Origin of the sequence: Thetidibacter halocola, from assembly GCF_018224955.1 — a bacterium.
Lineage (GTDB): Bacteria > Pseudomonadota > Alphaproteobacteria > Rhodobacterales > Rhodobacteraceae > Thetidibacter > Thetidibacter halocola.
Genome location: NZ_JAGTUU010000003.1, coordinates 389,340 through 408,717 on the forward strand (window position 1 = coordinate 389,340; position 19,378 = coordinate 408,717).

General features: G+C 69.0%; 23 protein-coding genes. 16 read left to right on the top strand and 7 right to left on the bottom strand.

Features of this window, described 5'->3' with window-relative positions; translation table 11 throughout:
* Window positions 1-20: 20 nt before the first annotated feature.
* The 6 genes from KB874_RS08915 to KB874_RS08940 form a co-directional block, all read right to left on the bottom strand.
* Window positions 21-290, bottom strand: a complete 270-nt coding sequence (locus tag KB874_RS08915; protein ID WP_212536215.1) for a hypothetical protein — start codon at window positions 288-290, stop codon at window positions 21-23.
* Window positions 290-1,654 (bottom strand): pyruvate dehydrogenase complex E1 component subunit beta, encoded by a 1,365-nt coding sequence (locus KB874_RS08920; RefSeq protein WP_212536216.1) that lies wholly within the window; start codon window positions 1,652-1,654, stop codon window positions 290-292. Before KB874_RS08920 ends, KB874_RS08915 begins: the two co-directional genes overlap by 1 nt.
* Window positions 1,654-2,652 (bottom strand): pyruvate dehydrogenase (acetyl-transferring) E1 component subunit alpha, encoded by a 999-nt coding sequence (gene pdhA, locus KB874_RS08925; protein ID WP_212536217.1) that lies wholly within the window; start codon window positions 2,650-2,652, stop codon window positions 1,654-1,656. Before pdhA ends, KB874_RS08920 begins: the two co-directional genes overlap by 1 nt.
* An 87-nt stretch (window positions 2,653-2,739) precedes the next feature.
* A complete protein-coding gene (locus tag KB874_RS08930; protein WP_212536218.1) occupies window positions 2,740-3,042 on the bottom strand; it encodes an FtsB family cell division protein in 303 nt (100 codons plus the stop codon).
* Window positions 3,043-3,144: 102 nt separating this feature from the next.
* Window positions 3,145-3,324, bottom strand: a complete 180-nt coding sequence (locus KB874_RS08935) for a hypothetical protein (RefSeq protein ID WP_212536219.1) — start codon at window positions 3,322-3,324, stop codon at window positions 3,145-3,147.
* Window positions 3,321-3,560 carry a YdcH family protein gene (locus KB874_RS08940; RefSeq protein ID WP_212536220.1) on the bottom strand — a complete coding sequence of 80 codons (240 nt, stop codon included), beginning with the start codon at window positions 3,558-3,560 and terminating at the stop codon, window positions 3,321-3,323. Before KB874_RS08940 ends, KB874_RS08935 begins: the two co-directional genes overlap by 4 nt.
* A gap of 120 nt (window positions 3,561-3,680) precedes the next feature.
* Between KB874_RS08940 and KB874_RS08945 the strand changes: the two genes are divergently transcribed.
* The gene (locus KB874_RS08945; RefSeq protein WP_212536221.1) at window positions 3,681-4,616 is read left to right on the top strand and encodes a hydrogen peroxide-inducible genes activator; all 936 of its coding nucleotides are present in this window, start codon (window positions 3,681-3,683) and stop codon (window positions 4,614-4,616) included.
* Window positions 4,617-4,692: 76 nt separating this feature from the next.
* Here KB874_RS08945 and KB874_RS08950 read toward each other — a convergent pair whose 3' ends face one another.
* Window positions 4,693-5,892, bottom strand: coding sequence for a phosphoglycerate kinase (locus KB874_RS08950; RefSeq protein WP_212536222.1), 1,200 nt, complete (start codon window positions 5,890-5,892; stop codon window positions 4,693-4,695).
* Window positions 5,893-6,028: 136 nt separating this feature from the next.
* On the opposite strand from KB874_RS08950, the gene KB874_RS08955 reads away from it, so the two are divergent.
* From KB874_RS08955 to KB874_RS09025, 15 genes are all read left to right on the top strand, one after another.
* Window positions 6,029-6,538 carry a peptidylprolyl isomerase gene (locus KB874_RS08955; RefSeq protein WP_212536223.1) on the top strand — a complete coding sequence of 170 codons (510 nt, stop codon included), beginning with the start codon at window positions 6,029-6,031 and terminating at the stop codon, window positions 6,536-6,538.
* The gene (locus tag KB874_RS08960; protein WP_212536224.1) at window positions 6,531-7,088 is read left to right on the top strand and encodes a peptidylprolyl isomerase; all 558 of its coding nucleotides are present in this window, start codon (window positions 6,531-6,533) and stop codon (window positions 7,086-7,088) included. Before KB874_RS08955 ends, KB874_RS08960 begins: the two co-directional genes overlap by 8 nt.
* A 209-nt stretch (window positions 7,089-7,297) precedes the next feature.
* On the top strand, window positions 7,298-8,461 hold the full coding sequence (locus KB874_RS08965) for an isovaleryl-CoA dehydrogenase (RefSeq protein ID WP_212536225.1): 1,164 nt from the start codon (window positions 7,298-7,300) through the stop codon (window positions 8,459-8,461).
* Between the two features lie 80 nt (window positions 8,462-8,541).
* Window positions 8,542-9,003, top strand: coding sequence for a lysozyme inhibitor LprI family protein (locus KB874_RS08970; protein ID WP_212536226.1), 462 nt, complete (start codon window positions 8,542-8,544; stop codon window positions 9,001-9,003).
* 16 nt (window positions 9,004-9,019) lie between these two features.
* A complete protein-coding gene (locus KB874_RS08975; protein WP_212536227.1) occupies window positions 9,020-9,325 on the top strand; it encodes a hypothetical protein in 306 nt (101 codons plus the stop codon).
* A complete protein-coding gene (locus tag KB874_RS08980) occupies window positions 9,322-9,792 on the top strand; it encodes a lysozyme inhibitor LprI family protein (RefSeq protein ID WP_346346527.1) in 471 nt (156 codons plus the stop codon). The genes KB874_RS08975 and KB874_RS08980 overlap by 4 nt, the downstream gene beginning before the upstream one ends.
* Entirely contained in the window at window positions 9,792-11,339 is a 1,548-nt protein-coding gene (locus KB874_RS08985; protein WP_212536228.1) for an AMP-binding protein, read from the top strand. Before KB874_RS08980 ends, KB874_RS08985 begins: the two co-directional genes overlap by 1 nt.
* The gene (locus tag KB874_RS08990; protein WP_212536229.1) at window positions 11,336-11,920 is read left to right on the top strand and encodes a hypothetical protein; all 585 of its coding nucleotides are present in this window, start codon (window positions 11,336-11,338) and stop codon (window positions 11,918-11,920) included. Before KB874_RS08985 ends, KB874_RS08990 begins: the two co-directional genes overlap by 4 nt.
* Before the next feature lie 148 nt (window positions 11,921-12,068).
* On the top strand, window positions 12,069-13,670 hold the full coding sequence (locus KB874_RS08995; RefSeq protein WP_212536230.1) for a carboxyl transferase domain-containing protein: 1,602 nt from the start codon (window positions 12,069-12,071) through the stop codon (window positions 13,668-13,670).
* A gap of 179 nt (window positions 13,671-13,849) precedes the next feature.
* Window positions 13,850-15,793, top strand: coding sequence for an acetyl/propionyl/methylcrotonyl-CoA carboxylase subunit alpha (locus KB874_RS09000; protein ID WP_212536231.1), 1,944 nt, complete (start codon window positions 13,850-13,852; stop codon window positions 15,791-15,793).
* Window positions 15,790-16,458, top strand: a complete 669-nt coding sequence (locus KB874_RS09005) for a glutathione S-transferase family protein (protein WP_212536232.1) — start codon at window positions 15,790-15,792, stop codon at window positions 16,456-16,458. The genes KB874_RS09000 and KB874_RS09005 overlap by 4 nt, the downstream gene beginning before the upstream one ends.
* 90 nt (window positions 16,459-16,548) lie before the next feature.
* Window positions 16,549-17,403, top strand: coding sequence for a hydroxymethylglutaryl-CoA lyase (locus KB874_RS09010; protein WP_212536233.1), 855 nt, complete (start codon window positions 16,549-16,551; stop codon window positions 17,401-17,403).
* Window positions 17,403-18,020, top strand: coding sequence for a class I SAM-dependent methyltransferase (locus KB874_RS09015; protein ID WP_212536234.1), 618 nt, complete (start codon window positions 17,403-17,405; stop codon window positions 18,018-18,020). Before KB874_RS09010 ends, KB874_RS09015 begins: the two co-directional genes overlap by 1 nt.
* The gene (locus tag KB874_RS09020; RefSeq protein ID WP_212536235.1) at window positions 18,013-18,804 is read left to right on the top strand and encodes a crotonase/enoyl-CoA hydratase family protein; all 792 of its coding nucleotides are present in this window, start codon (window positions 18,013-18,015) and stop codon (window positions 18,802-18,804) included. Before KB874_RS09015 ends, KB874_RS09020 begins: the two co-directional genes overlap by 8 nt.
* A 126-nt stretch (window positions 18,805-18,930) precedes the next feature.
* The gene (locus KB874_RS09025; RefSeq protein WP_212536236.1) at window positions 18,931-19,305 is read left to right on the top strand and encodes a hypothetical protein; all 375 of its coding nucleotides are present in this window, start codon (window positions 18,931-18,933) and stop codon (window positions 19,303-19,305) included.
* Window positions 19,306-19,378: the final 73 nt, after the last annotated feature.

Consider the following 19,378-nt stretch of genomic DNA (forward strand, 5'->3'; position numbering starts at 1 on the left):
AGCCCCCGCACCCCCGGAGTTCAGGGGCAAGATGAAGGGGCGGTTCGGTCGATCAGAGAAAGGATGTCATAAGGTTTGCGGGGCGTTTCGCCGCCTGCGAGGGTGGCGACGGCGCGGGCGAGCGGCGCGCGATGCGCGGCGATCCATTCGTAGGCTTCCTGGTGGCTGGGGCGCCCGCAGGGGCGCAGGCCGCCCATCAGGCATTCGGGCACCAATGCGCGACCGGCATCGGTTTCGATGCGGTAGGCCTCGGCGATGGCATCGCGGCCCATGACCTGAACCCGGGGCATCAGCGGTAACAGACCTGTTTCACGGCCGCCACGACCTCGGCCGTGGTGACGAGGGCCAGTTTCTCGAGGTTCGCCGCGTAAGGCATCGGCACGTCCTTGCCCGTGCAGTTGATGACCGGCGCGTCGAGCCAGTCGAACGCCTCCTGCATCAGCACGGCCGAAATGTGGTTGCCGATGGCCCCGACCGGAAAGCCCTCTTCGACAGTGACGCAGCGGTTGGTCTTCTGCACGCTTGCGATGACGGTGGCCGTGTCCATCGGGCGCAGGGTCCGCAGGTCGATCACCTCGGCGCTGATGCCCTCCTTTGCCAGGATCTCGGCGGCCTCGAGCGCATAGGTCATGCCGATGCCGAAGCTGACCAGCGTGACATCGGTGCCTTCGCGCCAGATTCGCGCCTTGCCGAAGGGTACGGTGTAGTCGTCGCCTTCGGGCACCTCGAAGCTGCGGCCGTAGAGGATCTCGTTTTCGAGGAAGATCACCGGGTTCGGGTCGCGGATCGCGGATTTCAACAAGCCTTTGGCGTCGGAGGCCGAGTAGGGCATGGCCACCTTCAGGCCGGGGATATGGGCATACCACGCGGCGTAGTCCTGCGAATGCTGGGCGCCCACGCGCGCCGCCGCGCCGTTCGGGCCGCGGAAGACGATGGGGCAGCCCATCTGGCCGCCCGACATGTAGAGTGTCTTGGCCGCCGAGTTGATGATCTGGTCGATCGCCTGCATGGCGAAGTTGAAGGTCATGAACTCGACGATGGGGCGCAGCCCGCCGAATGCCGCGCCGACGCCGATGCCGGCAAAGCCGTGCTCGGTGATCGGCGTGTCGATCACGCGCTTGGCCCCGAATTCCTCCAGCAGGCCCTGGCTGATCTTGTAGGCGCCCTGGTATTCGGCCACCTCCTCGCCCATCAGGAACACATCGCCATCGCGGCGCATTTCCTCGGCCATGGCGTCGCGCAGCGCCTCTCGCACGGTCTGTTTCTTCGTCTTGGTGCCTTCGGGCCAGGGCGCCTCGGCCTTGGCCACCGGCGCCGGCGTCGCCTTGGCCGGGGCGGCGGTTGGCGCAGCGCGGGCAGGGGCTGCGGGCGGCCGCGGGGCGGGTTCGGCGGCCCCGGTCGGCACGGATTCCCCGGCCTCGACCAGCACGGCGATGGGGGTGTTCACGCGGACGTTCTCGGTGCCCTCGGGCACCAGGATGCGGCCCATCACGCCCTCGTCCACGGCCTCGAATTCCATCGTGGCCTTGTCGGTCTCGATCTCGGCGATGATGTCGCCGGACGACACCGTGTCGCCCTCCTTGACCAGCCAGCGGGCCAGCGTGCCTTCCTCCATCGTGGGAGAGAGGGCGGGCATCAGGATTTCCGTGGCCATCACTGCGCCTCCGCGTAAATGTCGGTCCAGAGCTCGTCCAGCGGCGGCTCGGGGCTTTCGCGCGCGAAATCGGCGGCGTCGCTGACGACCTTCTTGATCTCGCGGTCGATCGCCTTGAGGTCGTCCTCGGTCGCGTGCTTGCCTTGCAGCAACAGGTCGCGCACGTGGTCGATCGGATCGCGTTCCTCGCGCATCTTCTGCACTTCCTCGCGGGTGCGGTACTTCGCCGGGTCCGACATGGAATGGCCGCGATAGCGATAGGTCTTGATCTCGAGGATGTAGGGCCCGGCACCCGACCGGCAGTGCGCGACGGCGCGCTCGCCGGCATCCCTGACCGCCAGCACGTCCATGCCGTCGACCATTTCTCCGGGGATGTCAAAGGCCTGGCCGCGGTGGTAGATGTCGGGCGACGAGGTCGAGCGTGCCTGTGCCGTGCCCATCGCGTACTGGTTGTTCTCGACCACGAAGATCACCGGCAGCTTCCACAAGGCGGCCATGTTGAACGTCTCGTAGACCTGGCCCTGGTTGGCCGCTCCGTCGCCGAAATAGGTGAAGGTCACTCGGTCGGTGCCCTTGTACTTGTCGGCAAAGGCCAAGCCCGCGCCCAGCGGCACCTGCGCCGCCACGATGCCATGCCCGCCGTAGAAATGCTTTTCGCGGCTGAACATGTGCATGCTGCCGCCCTTTCCTTTGGAATAGCCGCCGATCCGGCCGGTCAGTTCGGCCATGACGCCGCCCGGGTCCATGCCGCAGGCCAGCATGTGGCCGTGATCGCGGTACGAGGTGATGCGCTTGTCGCCTTCCTCGGCGGCGGCCTCGAGACCCACGACGACCGCCTCCTGGCCGATGTAGAGGTGACAGAACCCGCCGATCAGGCCCATGCCGTAAAGCTGGCCGGCCTTTTCCTCGAACCGCCGGATCAGCAGCATGTCGCGATACCACGCGAGCAGCTTTTCGGGTGCGACATTGGACTTGGCCGGCTGTTTGCGCGTGGCCATGACGGCACCTCCCCGGGATCGTTCAGCGTTAAACCGTCTTGAAGGGTAACGCGGGCCGGGTCAGCCGTAAAGACGCCTTTGGCGGTGTCAGCGCACCACGATCTCGTCGGTGCGGATCAGGCCCAGCACGTCGCGCGCCTGCTGGTCCAGCAGGTCGGGGTCGAGGAATTCGTCCGAAAGGCGGCGGGTCAGGTTCTCCATCCGCTCGACGTCGGCCTCCAGCCCCGCCAGTTCGGCGCGCAGGGCGCCGGCCTCGACCTGGATCTCCGCGCGGCGGAACAGGCCATAATCGCCCTGCACAGCGGCAAAGATGAAATAGGCCGACAGGCTGAGAGCCACGGCAAAGAACACGAGAACACCGAACGCGGGTCGGGACTTGCGATGGGTCATCAAGGCGCTGCTCTCGTTCCTCGGAGGGGGCGCCTCTGGCGGGCGCGTTCTTGCACCATGCCACAGGGGCGGGGGCTTGTGAATCCCCGCCCCGGGCTTTGTTCAGGTCGTGCGCGCGGTTTCCAGGGCGCGTGGCTTTTCTGCACGGGTACGGTCCTCGGCGGATTTCCCGCGGTGGCCGAGCGCATCATGCGGTCCGCATTCCCCAAGGGCCTCGCGCATCTCGTCGAGGTCGCCATGCAGGCGCAGGAATGGCGCGCGGCCAAAGGTCTGCCCGATCATGCCCGCTGCTCCGCGTCGGCCCGGTCCATCGCCGAGACGGTGCGCAGGACGCCGTCGTAATAGGTCATCTCGTCCTTGAGGATCAGCTTGTTGCGCTTGAGCATCCGCAGGCGCGACACGCTGGGCAGCGGGCGGTTCTGCTCGTCGCGGATGCGTTCGTCAAGCGCGGCGTGGCGCGTCTTCAGCGCCTCGATGCGGGCATGCAGCGATCCGGGGTTGGCCGGTGTCTTGGTCATGGTCGTCCTCCCTCTGGTTGAACTGGTGAGGATGTGGGGAGGCGCAGGGCTTGAATGAACCCAATGCAACGCCGATTTAGGATAGGGATAACCTATGGAACATCCGGCATGGGCGCGGCGATGAAAGAGGCACCGACGATCCGGCAGGTGACGTATTTCCTGCTTCTGGCCGAGACCGGCAGCTTTGGCCAGGCGGCCGAGCGGGCCGGGATCAGCCAGCCATCGCTGTCGCTCCAGATCTCGGCGCTCGAGAAAACGCTCGGCCTGCGGTTGTTCGAGCGCGGCCGCCACGGCGCGCATCTGACGCCTGAGGGCCGCGCCCTGCGCGAGCGCGCGCTCGAAGTGGCCGAGGCGCTGGAGGGGTTCTCCGAGACCGCCACGCAGTTGCGCAGCGGCATGTCCGGGCAGCTGCGCCTGGGCTCGACCCCGACCATCGGCCCCTACCTGATGCCCGCGCTGGTGCGCCGCTTGCACCAGCGCCATCCCGACGCCCGCCTTGTGCTCAGCGATGGCGATCCGCGCACCCTGTCGGACAGGCTGATGCAGGGCCAGCTCGACGCGATCATCACCCAGCTTCCGGTCGACGTGAAGGGCGTGACCGTCACGCGGCTGTTCCGCGAACCCTTGATGCTGGCCATGGCGCATGACCATCCCCTGGCCCGCAAGCAGGCGGTCAGCGATGCCGACCTGGCCGGGCAGGACGTGCTGACGCTGTCGCCGCGCTACGCGTTGCACGCGCAGATCACCGCGCTGGCGCGCGAGGCCGGGGCGACGTTGCGCAGCGACTACGAGGGCACCAGCCTCGATGCATTGCGGCAGATGGTGGCGATGAACATGGGGCTGACCTTTCTGCCCACGCTCTACGTCCGATCCGAGATTGCGGCGCCGCGCGGCGATGTGGCGGTCAGGCCGTTCCGGCGCGGATCGTTCACCCGCTCGGTCGGGCTGGTCTGGCGCGAGAGGGCCGGGCGGTCGGTCGCGCTGGCCCGGCTGGCCGAGGTCGCCCGCGAGACGATCCGCCTCGACTGCGCGGCGCATGTGGTGATCGAGGGCTAGGGCCGGCCGCGCCGGGGCGAGCCCGCCACAGCCGCCAGCGTGCCTTGCCGGGTCGTCCCGGCGGTGCCGGCCGGACTCAGTCCCCGGCCACGTCCAGCGCCGCGACTCCGGGCAGGGTCTTGCCCTCCATCCACTCGAGGAAGGCGCCGCCGGCAGTCGAGACATAGCTGAAATCATTCGCCGCGCCGGCCTTGTTCAGCGCCGCGACCGTGTCGCCGCCGCCGGCGACCGAGACCAGCTTGCCGTCGTCGCTGCGCCGGGCCGCGTGTTTCGCGGCGGCATTGGTGGCGACGTCGAAGGGTTCGATCTCGAAGGCGCCCAGCGGGCCGTTCCAGATCAGCGTATGGGCCCGGTCGATCGCCGCCTTGATCGCCGCCACCGCCTCGGGCCCGGCATCGAGGATCATCGCGTCCGACGGGCATTCGGTGGCGGGAACCACCTGGTGCGCCGCCCCGGCGGCGAATTCGCGCGCCACGACCACATCCACGGGCAGCAGCACCTCGCAGCCCTTCTTGGCGGCCTTGGCCAGGATCTCGCGCGCGGTCTCGGCCATCTCGTGCTCGCACAGCGACTTGCCCACGTCGATGCCCTGCGCCGCCAGGAATGTGTTGGCCATGCCGCCACCGATCACCAGGATATCGACCTTGCCCACGAGGTTGCCCAGCAGGTCCAGCTTGGTCGACACCTTGGCGCCGCCGACCACGGCCAGCACGGGGCGCTCGGGCTTGCCCAGGGCCGCTTCCAGCGCCTGCAACTCGGCCTGCATCAGGCGGCCCGCGCAGGACGGCAGCAGCCGCGCCAGCCCCTCAGTCGAGGCATGTGCACGGTGCGCTGCGGAAAACGCGTCGTTGCAATAGACGTCGCCCAACTTGGCCATCTCGGCCGCCAGCGCGGGGTCGTTCTTTTCCTCACCCTTGTGAAAGCGCGTGTTCTCCAGCAGGGCCACCGCGCCCTCGGGCAGCGCCTCGACCACCGCCATCGCAGCCGGGCCGATACAGTCCGAAGCAAAGATCACCGGTGCGCCCAGGATCGCTTCCAGTGTCGGAACCAGCGGTTGCAGGCTCATGTCGTCGCGGCGCTCGCCCTTGGGCCGCCCGAAATGCGCCAGCAGGATCGGCTTGCCGCCCCGGTCCAGAATGTCCTGCACGGTGGCGGCGATTCGCTCGATCCGCGTGGTGTCGGTGCAGGCGCCGTTTTCCATCGGCACGTTGATATCGACCCGAGTCAGCACGCGTTTCCCGCGCAGCTCCATGTCATCAAGCGTATTCCAGGCCATGATCGTCCCCAATCCGTGTTTCCCGCTGTCTGCCCGGTCGCGCCCGCCTCGTCAACGCTTGGGCGCATGTCACGGCTTCTTGTCCATCGGCGGGCGGAGGGCTAAGTCTGGCGCAACTTTGTGGAAGGAGAGCCCGATGGCCGAGATCAAGGACCCCGAGAACACGATCGTGATGGAGCTGAAAGGCGGCCAGGTCGTGATCGAACTGTTGCCCGACGTGGCGCCCAAGCATGCCGAGCGGATGAAGGAACTGGCGCGCGAAGGCGCCTACGACGGCGTGGTGTTCCACCGCGTGATCGACGGTTTCATGGCGCAGACCGGCGATGTCGAGCATGGCAATGCCGATGGCGACAGCTTCAGCATGCGCCGCGCGGGCACCGGTGGCTCGGACAAGCCCGACCTGCCGGCGGAATTCTCGAAGCTGCCGCATGACCGGGGCACGCTGGGCGCCGCGCGCAGCCAGAACCCGAACTCGGCCAATTCGCAGTTCTTCATCAACTTCAAGGACAACCATTTCCTGAACGGGCAATACACGGTCTATGGGCGCGTGATCTCGGGCATGGAGCACGTGGACGCGATCACCCGGGGCGAGCCGCCCGCGAACCCCGACAAGATGATCAGCGTCAAGGTGGCCTCCGATGCGTAAGCTGGCCCTTCTTCTCGCCTGTGCCGCGTCGCCGGCGCTGGCCACCGGTCTCCAGGTCGAGATTGCGGGCGAGGGTGCCAACGGCACCGTCACCATCGACCTCTTCGAGGATATCGCGCCCAAACATGTCGAGCAGATCGCCGCGCTGGCCGCGGCGGGCGAATACGACAACGTCGTGTTCCACCGCGTGATCGACGGCTTCATGGCGCAGACCGGTGACGTGGAATTCGGCGATGCCGAGGCCGATGGCTTTTCGATGCAGGCTGCGGGGCGCGGCGGTTCGGATCGCGGCGACATCCCGGCCGAATTCTCCGACCGTCCGTTCGAGCGCGGCATCGTCGGCATGGCCCGCGCGCAGGATCCGAACAGCGCCAATTCGCAGTTCTTCATCATGTTCCAGCCGGGCTATTTCCTGAACGGCCAGTATACCGTGGTCGGAGAAGTCACCTCGGGGATGGAGATCGTCGACGCGATCAAGCGCGGCGCCGGCCAGAACGGCGCGGTGGTCGGCGCGCCCGACCGCATGGTGACGGTGACCGTCACCGAATGAGACAAGGCCGGGGCGCGCGGCCAGACGCTGCGCGCCCCGGCCACCTCCCCCCCCCCCCGCGCCCCTGTCGCCGGACGCCTTTCCAGCCCCCAAGCCAATGAAACGCCACCATCCCGCGCGGCCCGTCGCCCTGCGGCCTCTGGCCCATTGACGCGACTCGCTTTGCCCGTCTAAATGAACGCACGTTCAATAAGCGCGGGGAGGCGCCGATGTTCCTGGCCAGCATGAATTTCGACCTGGGCGAAGACGTGAATGCCTTGCGCGAGATGGTCCACAAGTGGGCGCAGGAGCGGGTCCGGCCGATGGCGGCCGAGATCGACAGCAGCAACGATTTCCCGGCGCCGCTGTGGAAAGAGATGGGCGACCTCGGCCTGCTCGGCATCACCGTACCCGAGGAATACGGCGGGGCAGGCATGTCCTATCTGGCACACACCGTCGCCACCGAGGAAATCGCGCGAGCCTCCGCCTCTGTCAGCCTGTCCTACGGCGCGCATTCCAACCTCTGCGTCAACCAGATCAAGCTGAACGGCACCGAGGCCCAGAAGCGCAGGTATCTGCCCGGCCTGATCTCGGGCGAGCATGTTGGCGCTCTGGCCATGTCCGAACCCTCGGCCGGGTCCGATGTCGTCTCGATGAAACTGCGCGCCGAAAAGCGCAACGATCATTACCGTCTGACCGGCAACAAGTACTGGATCACCAACGGCCCCGATGCCGATACGCTGGTGGTCTACGCCAAGACCGACCCCGAGGCAGGCGCCAAGGGGATCACCGCCTTCATCGTCGAGAAATCGATGAAAGGCTTTTCGACCAGCCCGCATTTCGACAAGCTGGGCATGCGCGGCAGCAACACGGCAGAGCTGATTTTCGACGATGTCGAGGTGCCGTTCGAGCATGTGCTGGGCGAAGAGGGTAAGGGCGTGCGCGTGCTGATGTCGGGCCTCGACTACGAGCGCGTCGTGCTGGCGGGGATCGGCCTGGGCATCATGGCCGCCTGCCTTGACGAGATCATGCCCTACCTGCGCGACCGCCACCAGTTCGGCAAGCCGATCGGCTCGTTCCAGTTGATGCAGGGCAAGATCGCCGACATGTACACGGCGATGAACTCGGCCCGCGCCTATGTCTACGAGGTGGCCCGCGCCTGCGACCGCGGTACGGTCACGCGGCAGGACGCCGCCGCCTGCTGTCTTTATGCCTCCGAGGAGGCGATGAAGCAGGCGCACCAGGCGGTGCAGGCGATGGGTGGCGCGGGCTTCCTGGCGGATGCTCCCGTCGCGCGCCTGTTCCGCGACGCAAAGCTGATGGAGATCGGCGCCGGCACCTCCGAGATCCGCCGGATGCTGGTCGGGCGCGAGCTGATGGCGGCGATGGGGTGACGGCATGGGTTGGCGCGACTCGATGATCGGGGCTAGGATGCTGGGTGTTCGCCCAAGCATTTTGTCCGTCGGAGAGTGTCATGCGCCCCTTTGTTCTTGCCCTTTTTCTGCTTGTCCCCGGTGCGGCGCAGGCGCAGCAGGCCCAGCCCGCGGATGTGCAGACATTGCAATCCTGCGTCCAGAACTATGCCAATGGCGCGCCGCAAAGCCGGGTGATCGGCGGCTGCGTCGGAATCATCGACGGGGCGTTCCGCAACGGCACGACGCTCGAGATCGCAGAGGGGATCATGCGCGAACACGCCGCATGGGACACGCTGCTGAACGCCTGGTGGCAACCGATGAAAGCACGGGCGCAGGCGAACGGCACGTGGGACCGGTTGCTCGCCTCGCAGCGGCAGTGGATCAGGGACCGCGATGCGGAATGCCAGCGCGCCTACGACAGCGCGGGCGGCGGCTCGATCCGGGTGATTTATGCCGCCGAATGCCAGCGCGACCTGACCGCGGCCAAGGCGGTGGATTTCTTCTACAGTCTCTACAAGTAGCCTCCGGGGCAGGGGCATGAGCCGGTGGTTGTGGTTTCTGCCGCTCGCTGCTCTGACGCTGGTGGGGGCACTGCTGGCCTTCCGCTATGGCTGGGTCGCCGCCAACCTGTCGGAAACCGCGGCGATCGAGACCTATGCCGCGCGCTACATGGACGAGACGGGATCGCCCGCCGCCGACTGCACCGCCGTGCCGGGCAACCGCGTCTGGCTGGTCATCCGCTGCGGCAGCGGTCAGGATCGCATTGTCTACCGGGTCAACCGGTTCGGCGGGCTGGTCGATGTGACCGTCGGATCCGATCCCTTGCAGGAGCCTCGCACGTGAAATCCTTCGCCTTGATCCTCGCCGCTCTCGCCATGCCGGCCGCCGCGCAGGACCTGGTCTTTTCGCCACAGCCGACGCAGGCCTGCCTCGCCTCCGGCCAGCCCTTCGACCAGTGTATCGGGCTTGCCGCCGATGCCTGCACCGCCGCCAACGGCTATGCAACCGTGGTCCAGGGCGGTTGCCTGTCGCGTGAGGCAGAGTGGTGGGACGGCCGCCTCAACGCCGCCTACCAGCGCGCCATGGCCGGGGCAAAGCAGTCGGACAGCCAGAGCGGCCAATACGCCCCCAGCCAGGCCAAGGCGCTGCGCGCCATGCAACGCGCCTGGATCCCGTTCCGGGATGAGACCTGCAGTTTCGAAGCCAGCCAATGGGGCGGCGGCACCGGGGCAGGGCCGGCCTTTGCCGCCTGCCTGATGCGGCTGACCGCGTATCAGACGCATTACCTAGAAAACATCGGTCTGAACTGATGCTGACCCGCGCGCCTACATATGATGCCTTGCACGACGGGTTCCGCTGGACCCTGCCCGAAGGGCTGAACATGGCGGTGCAGGTCTGTGACGCGCGCGCCCACGCCACGCCCGAGGCGCTGGCCATCATCGACCTGACCGACGGCGCGCGGCGCGACGTGACCTGTGGCGCGCTCTACACGCTGTCCCGCCGGGTCGAGGCGACCCTGCGGCGCCGCGGCGTGGACAGGGGCGACAGGGTGGGCGTCCTGCTGTCGCAATCGCCGCTGTGCGCCGCCGCGCATCTTGCGGCCTGGCGGATGGGCGCGATCAGCGTGCCGCTGTTCAAGCTGTTCCAGGGCGACGCGCTGCGCACGCGGCTCGAGGATTGCGGCGCGCGGATCGTGGTCACGGATATCGACGGGGCCTTCCTGCTGTCGGAACTCGGCGTCGCGGCACTGGTCGAGGCCGACCTGACCGACCCGCCCACTGATGCGCCACCCGCCGACACCGGGCCGGAAACCCCGGCGGTGCTGATCTACACCTCGGGCACCACGGGCAAGCCCAAGGGCGCGCTGCACGGCCACCGGGTTCTGACCGGCCATCTGCCCGGCGTCGAGATGAGCCACGATTTCCTCGGCCAACCCGGCGACGTTCTGTGGACCCCCGCCGACTGGGCCTGGATCGGTGGGTTGTTCGACGTTCTGATGCCCGGCCTCGCGCTCGGCGTGCCGGTGGTCGCGGCGCGCGCCGACAAGTTCACGCCCGAGACCTGCGCGCAGGTGATCCGCGAGGGTCGCGTGCGCAACGTTTTCTTCCCGCCCACCGCGCTGCGCATGCTCAAGGCCGCCGATGCAAGCCTGCCGGGCCTGCGCAGCGTTGCCAGCGGTGGCGAGCCGCTGGGGGCCGAGATGCTGGCCTGGGGGCGGGACGCGCTGGATGTGACGATCAACGAGTTCTACGGCCAGACCGAATGCAACATGGTCGCCTCGTCCTGCGCCGCGCTGTTCGACCCGCGCCCGGGCTGCATCGGCCGCGCCGTGCCGGGCTTCGACGTGGCGGTGATCGACGAGGCGGGGCAACCGACGACGGACGAGGGCGCCATCGCCATCCGCCGCGGCTGCGCCTCGATGCTGCTGGAATACTGGGGCAACCCGCAGGCCACCGCCGAGAAGTTCCGCGGCGACTGGCTGCTGACCGGCGACCGCGGGACGATCGAGGGCGGGTATATCCGCTTCGTCGGGCGCGAGGACGATGTCATCACCAGCGCGGGCTATCGCATCGGCCCCTCCGAGATCGAGGATTGCCTGCTGACCCATCCCGCCGTCGCCACCGTCGGCGTGGTGGGCAAGCCCGATAGCCTGCGCACCGAGATCGTCAAGGCCTATGTCGTGCTCAAACCCGGCGCGCGGGCCAGCGCGGAGACGTTGCAGGACTGGGTCAAGGCGCGCCTCGCAAGCTATTCCTATCCCAGGGAAATCGCCTTTCTCGACGCGCTGCCGATGACCGTCACCGGCAAGGTCATCCGCAAGGACCTGAAAAGCATGGCGGCAGAGGAAGGGGCATGAAACACGCGCTTTTCGCCGCCCTGATCGCCGCCGCTCCGCTTTGTGCGCAAGAGGCGCTGCCGGATTTCGCCACCTGCCTCGACAGCGACATGGCGCAATTCGAGCGCAGCCTGCGCGCGCTGCAAACCCTGCCCGAACCGCGCGAGTTCGAGATCGGCGACACGCGCGGGGTCGGCTGGTGCGGCTCGGCCGGGATCATCGCCTGCGACCGTAGCGAAACCCCCTATCCCTGCCAGCACCGACTCGCCGCCCTGCAAGAGGCGACGCGCCGCGCCGTGCTCGACAGCCTGCCGCCGCCCGAGTCGCTGCCCGACGCGCCGGGCGACTGGGCCGCGCCGCTTTATCCGCGGGTCTACGCCCTGGCGCATGGCTTGTCCGCCGGGCCGGATTGCGACGGCGCGACCGAGGCGCGCGGCGCCTGGTGCGCGGCCTGGGAGGCCAACAACCGCCTGCGCGACGCGGTGCTGGCACATCAGCTGGCGCGCTATTTCGGCGTAACCGCGCCGGCGGTGGACCTCGGCTGGGCCCAGGTGCCGCCGCCCGTGCGCCCCGTGGCGCGAAACGCGGAGGGTGGCGAATGAGCAGACGGCAGGACCGGCCAGGCATCGGCCCGGTGGCGCCCGGGGCTTGGGCGGGCAGGGCCGACCCTCGCCCGCTATGGACGAAACACGCGGCGCGGTCCGGCGGGGCGATCCCGCGGCGCGCGGCGACGGGGAAGGAAGCAGCAGCATGAGACTGCAATCGTCGGTCGTGACCGGCTCGGAAACCTATCGCGCCAACCGTGCGGCGCACCTGGCCGCGCTGGCCGAGATCGAACAGGCCGCGGGCCTCGCCGCCGAGGGCGGCGGGCCGAAGGCGCGCGAGCGCCATGTCTCGCGCGGCAAGATGCTGCCGCGCGAGCGGGTGGCCAACCTGCTCGACCCCGGCTCGCCCTTCCTCGAGATTGGCGCGACGGCGGGGCATGGCCTCTATGACGACGCGGCCCCCTGCGCCGGCGTGATCGCCGGGATCGGCCTGGTCGAGGGGCGCCAGGTCATGGTCGTCTGCAACGACGCCACCGTGAAGGGCGGCACCTACTACCCGATGAGCGTCAAGAAACACCTGCGCGCGCAGGAGATCGCGCTGGAATGTCGTCTGCCCTGCGTCTACCTGGTGGACTCGGGCGGTGCGAACCTGCCCAACCAGGACGAGGTCTTTCCCGACCGCGACCATTTCGGGCGCATCTTCTACAACCAGGCGCAGATGAGCGCGCAGGGCATCGCGCAGATCGCCGTCGTCATGGGCTCCTGCACGGCGGGCGGCGCCTATGTGCCGGCCATGTCGGACGTGACGATCATCGTCAAGGAACAAGGCACGATCTTCCTCGCCGGTCCGCCGCTGGTCAAGGCCGCGACGGGCGAGATCGTCACCGCAGAGGACCTCGGCGGCGGCGACGTGCACACCCGCCTCTCGGGCGTGGCCGACTACCTGGCCGAGGACGATGCCCACGCGCTGGCGCTGGCGCGGCGCGCCGTGGCCTCGCTGGGGCGCGCGTCGGCGACGTTGGATCTCGGCAGCGGTCCGCCCCCGGCCTACGATCCGGACGAAATCCTCGGCGCGGTGCCCGCCTCGCTCTCGACCCCCTACGACATCCGCGAGGTGATCGCACGGATCGTCGACGAGTCCTATTTCGACGATTTCAAGCCCCGCTTCGGCGAAACCCTCGTGACCGGCTTCGCCCGGATCGAGGGGATGGATTGCGGCCTCATTGCCAACAACGGCGTGCTGTTCTCCGAGGCGGCGCAGAAGGGCGCGCATTTCGTCGAGCTCTGCTCGCAGCGCAAGATCCCGCTGATCTTCCTGCAGAACATCACCGGCTTCATGGTCGGCCGCAAATACGAGAACGAAGGAATCGCACGACACGGAGCCAAGATGGTGACGGCGGTAGCGACGACAGCCGTGCCCAAGATCACGCTGCTGGTGGGCGGCAGTTTCGGTGCCGGAAACTACGGCATGGCGGGCCGCGCCTACCAGCCGCGCTTTCTCTGGACCTGGCCCAACAGCCGCATCTCGGTCATGGGCGGCGCGCAGGCGGCAGGCGTTCTTGCAACGGTGAAACGCGACGCGATCGAACGGGCGGGCGGCGCATGGTCAGCCGAGGACGAGGCCGCGTTCAAGCGCCCCACGGTCGAGATGTTCGAACGCCAGTCGCACCCGCTCTATGCCAGCGCGCGCCTCTGGGACGACGGCATCCTCGATCCGCGCAAGTCGCGGGCCGTACTGGCCCTGAGCCTGCGCGCGGCGCTGAACGCACCGATAGGCGAGACACGCTTCGGCGTGTTCCGGATGTGAGCCGGGCAGGGGCTCTGCCCCTTTGCCCCTGCGGGGCATTCACCCCGGAGTTCAGGGGCAAGATGAAGGGGCACCGGGTCCGTTCTTCATCTTGCCGGGCAAACTCCGGGGAGCGCGAGGGGTTGGCCCCTCGCCGGCACGACAGAACGGCCCGGCACGACGCCGGAAGGGAGTGAGCAATGTTCGACACGATCCTGATCGCCAACCGGGGCGAGATCGCATGCCGCGTCATCCGCACGGCGCGCGCCATGGGGCTGCGGACGGTGGCGGTGCATTCCGACGTCGATGCGGGGGCGGCACATGTGGCGATGGCCGATGTCGCGGTCTGCATCGGTGGTGCGGCGCCTGCCGACAGCTATCTGCGGGGCGACCGGATTATCGCGGCGGCGCAGGCGACGGGCGCGCAGGCGATCCATCCGGGCTACGGCTTTCTTTCCGAGAACCCCGATTTCGTCGAGGCGGTCGAGGCGGCCGGGCTGACCTTCATCGGGCCATCGGCGGCGGCGATCCGGGCCATGGGTCTCAAGGACGCGGCCAAGGCGCTGATGGAGAAGGCCGGTGTGCCGGTCGTGCCGGGCTATCACGGCGCCGATCAGGACCCCGGCCACCTCGAGGTCGAGGCGGACCGCATCGGGTATCCCGTCCTCATCAAGGCGGTGGCGGGTGGTGGCGGCAAGGGCATGCGGCTGGTCGAGACACCCGCCGGTTTCGTCGACGCGCTGGAACGCGCCAAGGCCGAGGCGCGCACCGCCTTCGGCAACGACTCCGTTCTGATCGAGAAATTCGTCGAGAAGCCGCGCCACATCGAGGTGCAGGTCTTTGGCGACGGCACGCGCGCGGTGCATCTGTTCGAACGCGACTGCTCGTTGCAACGCCGCCACCAGAAGGTCATCGAGGAGGCCCCCGCGCCCGGCATGACGCCCGAGATGCGCGCAGCGATGGGGTCAGCCGCGGTGCGAGCCGCCGAGGCGATCGGCTATCGCGGCGCGGGCACGGTCGAGTTCATCGTGGACGGCAGCGACGGCCTGCGGCCCAATGGGTTCTGGTTCATGGAGATGAACACGCGCCTTCAAGTCGAGCACCCGGTGACCGAGGGGATCACCGGCGTGGACCTGGTGGAATGGCAGATCCGCGTCGCGGCGGGCGAACCGCTGCCTCTGCGGCAGGAGGAGCTTTCCATCACTGGCCATGCCTTCGAGGCGCGGCTTTACGCCGAGGACGTGCCGGCGGGGTTCCTGCCGGCGACCGGAACGTTGGCGCATCTGTCCTTCCCCGAGGGTGTGCGCGCCGACAGCGGCGTGCGGTCGGGCGATGCGATCTCGCCGTTCTACGATCCGATGATCGCCAAGGTGATCGTGCATGGGCCGACCCGCGCGGTGGCGCTGCGGCAGCTTGCGCGCGGGCTCGAGGGCTGCCGCGTGGCGGGAACGGTGACGAACCTCGCCTTTTTGGGCGCCCTCGCGCGACACGAGGGGTTCGCCGCCGGCGACGTGGATACCGGGCTGATCGCGCGCGACCTGTCCGCGCTGGCCGCCGAGCCGCGGGCCGAGCCGCGCCATTGGGCGCGCGCCGCGCTGGCGGCGACCGGGCTGGATGCGCCGGGTGGCTGGGACCGGGGCTTTGCGCTCTGGGCACCGCTGGCGCGGCGGGTGACTTTGCGCCACGGCGACGAGGTCGTTGACTGTGTCCTGCGCGCGGAGGGACCAGACCGGGCGCGGATCGCCATCGGCGAGGCCGAGGTTCTGGCCGAATGGCAGGGCGGCGCCCTTCGGCTGGACGGCGGGCCCGCGCCCGAGGTGCATGTGGCGCCGCTTCGGGTTACGGTGTTCGACCGGTTCGGTCTGGCCTTCGACCTGCCCGACCCGCTGGAGCGTGCCTCGGCGGCGGGGGCGGGCGATGGGCTGACCCGCGCGCCGATGCCGGGCCGGGTGGTGAAGGTGCATGTCCATGCCGGGCAGGCCGTGGCTGCGGGCGACCGGCTGGCGGTGCTCGAGGCGATGAAGATGGAGCACACGATGCAGGCCGCGCGCGATGGCGTGGTGGCCGAGGTGCTGGTGGCCGCCGGCGACCAGGTCGAGGCGGGCGCGCCGCTGATCCGGCTGGAAGAGGAGGACGCGGCATGATCCGCCTGCATCACGTGCAATACGGGCGTTCGTTCCGGGTGCTCTGGCTGATCGAGGAGATCGGCGTCGACAGGTTCGGCGGGCTCGAGGTGATCGAGCACCGGATCGGCACCCGCGAGATGGCCGAAAGCGGGCTGGCCCGAGTCTCGCCGGCGGTGCGCATCCCGGCGATCGAGTTCGACGTGCTCGAAATGAGCGAGTCGGGCGCAATCGTCGAATACCTGGCCGAAACCTTTGCCCCCGGCCTCGCGCGGATGCCGGGCAACCCGGAGCGGCCGCGCTGGCTGCAATGGATCCACTACGCCGAGACGATGGCGAGCCTGATCGAGAACCTGAATCTCCAGATGGTCTTCCTGCGGCCGCCGGCGAAACCCTCGCCGATCGTGGTCAAGCTGACGGTCGCGCGGCTGCGCCAGACGCTGCGCGGCATGGAGACGGCGCTGGAGGGGCGTGACTGGCTGTTGCCCTCCGGCTTTTCGGCGGCGGATATCATGATGGGCTTCAACCTGTTCGCCGCGCCCTATTACGTGCGGATGGAGGAATTCCCGCGGCTGCTGGCCTACAAGGCCCGGATCGAGGCGCGACCGGCCTACCAGCGGGCGGTGGAGCGCGAGGGGCCGCAGCGGTTCTATGACCGGGACTTCTATCCGGTGCCGGAAGCGTGAGCCGGCGCGCGGATACGAAAACTGCATGGGTGGCGCCTGCGAGCGCCTTCGACGGAAATTTGTCCGGCAAGATGGAGCAAGGGGCGCGGCATGGGTGAGTTCGTCGAGATCTTCGAGGTGGGGCCGCGCGACGGGCTTCAGAACGAAAAGGCGCTGATCCCGACCGCCGACAAGGTCGCGCTGGTCGATTGCCTGTCGGGGGCGGGGTTCCGGCGGATCGAATGCGCCTCTTTCGTCAGCCCGAAATGGGTGCCGCAGATGGCCGACAGCGCCGAGGTTCTGGCTGCTATCACACGCGTCCCGGGCGTGTCCTACGCGGCGCTGACGCCGAACCTCAAAGGGCTGGAACGCGCGCTCGAGGCCGGGGTCGACGAGGTGGCGGTGTTCGGGTCGGCCTCCGAAGGGTTCAGCCGTGCAAACATCAACGCCAGCGTGGACGAAAGCCTCGCGCGGTTCGTGCCGGTGACCGATGCGGCGCGGGCGGCGGGCCTGCCGGTGCGTGGCTATGTCTCCTGCGTGGTGGAATGCCCCTATGACGGTGCGGTGGCGCCGGCCTCGGTGGCGCGGGTGGTGGCGGCGCTGCGCGAGATGGGCTGCTACGAGATCAGCCTCGGCGACACGATCGGCCGCGGCCGGCCCGAGGCGGTGGATGCCATGCTGGATGCGGTTTTGCAGGAAATCGGGCCCGGGCAGCTGGCCGGGCATTTCCACGACACGGCGGGCCGGGCGCTGGATAATGTCGCGGTGGCGCTGGCGCGCGGGCTGCGGGTCTTCGACGCGGCGGTGGGCGGGCTGGGCGGCTGTCCCTATGCGCCTGGGGCTGCGGGCAACGTGGCGACGGAGGCGGTGCATGACTTCCTTGTGGGGCGGGGGTTCGAGACCGGGCTGGACCGCGCGGTGCTGGAGCGGGCGGCGGCGATGGCGCAGGCGATGCGGGGGCGGTAATGAGCGACCCGGGACATTGGGACAGGGCCTATGCCAGGAGCGCCGAGGCGCTGAGCTGGTTCGAGGCCGATCCCGTGCGCTCACTGGCGCTGCTCGACCGGGCCGGGCTGCGGCCGGGGCAGGCGGTGGTCGACGTGGGTGGCGGCGCCTCGCTTCTGGTCGATGCGCTGCTCGCGCGGGGGCTGGGGCCGGTCACGGTGCTGGACCTGTCTCCAGTCGCGCTGGCAACGTCACAGTCGCGGCTGGGACCGTTGGCCGAACGGGTCGACTGGATCGCGGGCGACGTCACCGCCTGGCGGCCGGAGCCGGGCGGATATGCGCTGTGGCATGACCGGGCGGTGTTCCACTTCCTGACGACCGCGGCGGGGCAGGCGGCCTACGCGGCGGTGCTGCACCGCGCGCTCGCGCCGGGCGGGGCGGCGGTGGTTGCAACCTTCGCGCCCGACGGGCCGGAACGATGCAGCGGGCTGCCGGTGCAGCGCTGGTCGTCCGAGGACCTGGCGCAGGCGCTGGGCCTGCGGCTGGACCATGCCGAGCGGTTCGTACACGTGACCCCGAGCGGCAATGAGCAACGGTTCCAGATGGCGCTGATGCGCAAGGAGGGCGAGGATGGCTGAGTTCATCGAGGAAACCCGCGACGGGCGCGGCGTGGCGTCGCTGTGGCTGGCGCGGGCGGATAAGCACAACGCGCTCTCGGCGCAGATGCTGACCGAATTGCAGGACGCGGCTGGGCGGCTTGCGCAGGATGACAGCGTGCGGGTCGTCGTGCTGGCGGCGCGGGGGCCGAGCTTTTGCGCCGGGGGCGACCTCGCCTGGATGCGGGAACAGTTCGAGATGGAGACCGCCACGCGGCGGCGCGAGTCGGCCCGCATCGCCCAGGCGCTGGGGGCACTGCACGCGCTGCCGCAACCTCTGATCGGGCGGGTGCAGGGCAACGCCTTTGGCGGCGGGCTGGGGCTGATGGCGGTCTGCGACGTCTGCATTGGCGTCACTGGGTTGAAGTTCGGCTTTACCGAAACGCGACTGGGCCTGATCCCGGCCAATATCGGGCCTTACGTCATCGCCCGGATGGGGGCGGTGCGGGCGTCCCGGGTCTTCATGAACGCGCGGGTCTTTGGCGCGGAGGAGGCGGTTTCGCTGGACCTGCTGGCGCGGGTCGTCGGCGCGGAGGCGCTGGACGAGGCGGTGGAGGCCGAGGTCGCGCCCTATCTCGCCTGCGCGCCGGGCGCGGTGCGCGAGGCCAAGGCGCTGTTGCGGTCGCTGGCCGGAGCCGTGCGGACCGAGGACGTCGACGCCGCCATCGACGCGCTGGCGCGGCGCTGGGAAAGCGCCGAGGCGCAGGCGGGCATCGCGGCCTTCTTCGACAAGCGGCCCGCGCCGTGGTCGGGGCAGGCGGGGTGACGGCCCGCCCGGCGGGTGGGTGCGCCCTTGAAAAGGTCAGCTTTGCTGCCTCAATGTTTCGCGCGCGAAACATTGGGTCCGGGGTGAACCCGGCGTAAGGGTTCCATCAGGAAAGGTGACGCAGACATGACGGCACAGATCGCGCATCTTTACGCCACGGGCTGCCTTGCGCTGGTGTTCTTCCAGGTCGCGCTGATCGCCGGCGCGCCGCTGGGCGCCTGGACACAAGGCGGGCGGGTCGAAGGCCGACTCGATCCCAAGGGGCGGGTCATGGCGGCGCTGTCGATCCCGATCCTGCTTTTCATGGCGCTGGCGATCCTGTCGGCGGCGGGGTTCCCGGGGCTGGGCTGGCCGCGCTGGACGGGCTGGGCGGCCCTCGCGGTGTCGGGGCTGAGTTGCGCGGTGAACTGGATCACCCCCTCGCGGCCCGAGCGTGCGCTCTGGGGGCCGGTCACGACTGTGATGGTCGCGCTGGCGCTTTATGTCATGGCGGTGGGCTGATGCCGGGGCGCCGTATGCCAACGCATGCCAGGACAGGGCGCATCCATTTGTCGCGCTTGGGATTTCAGACTCA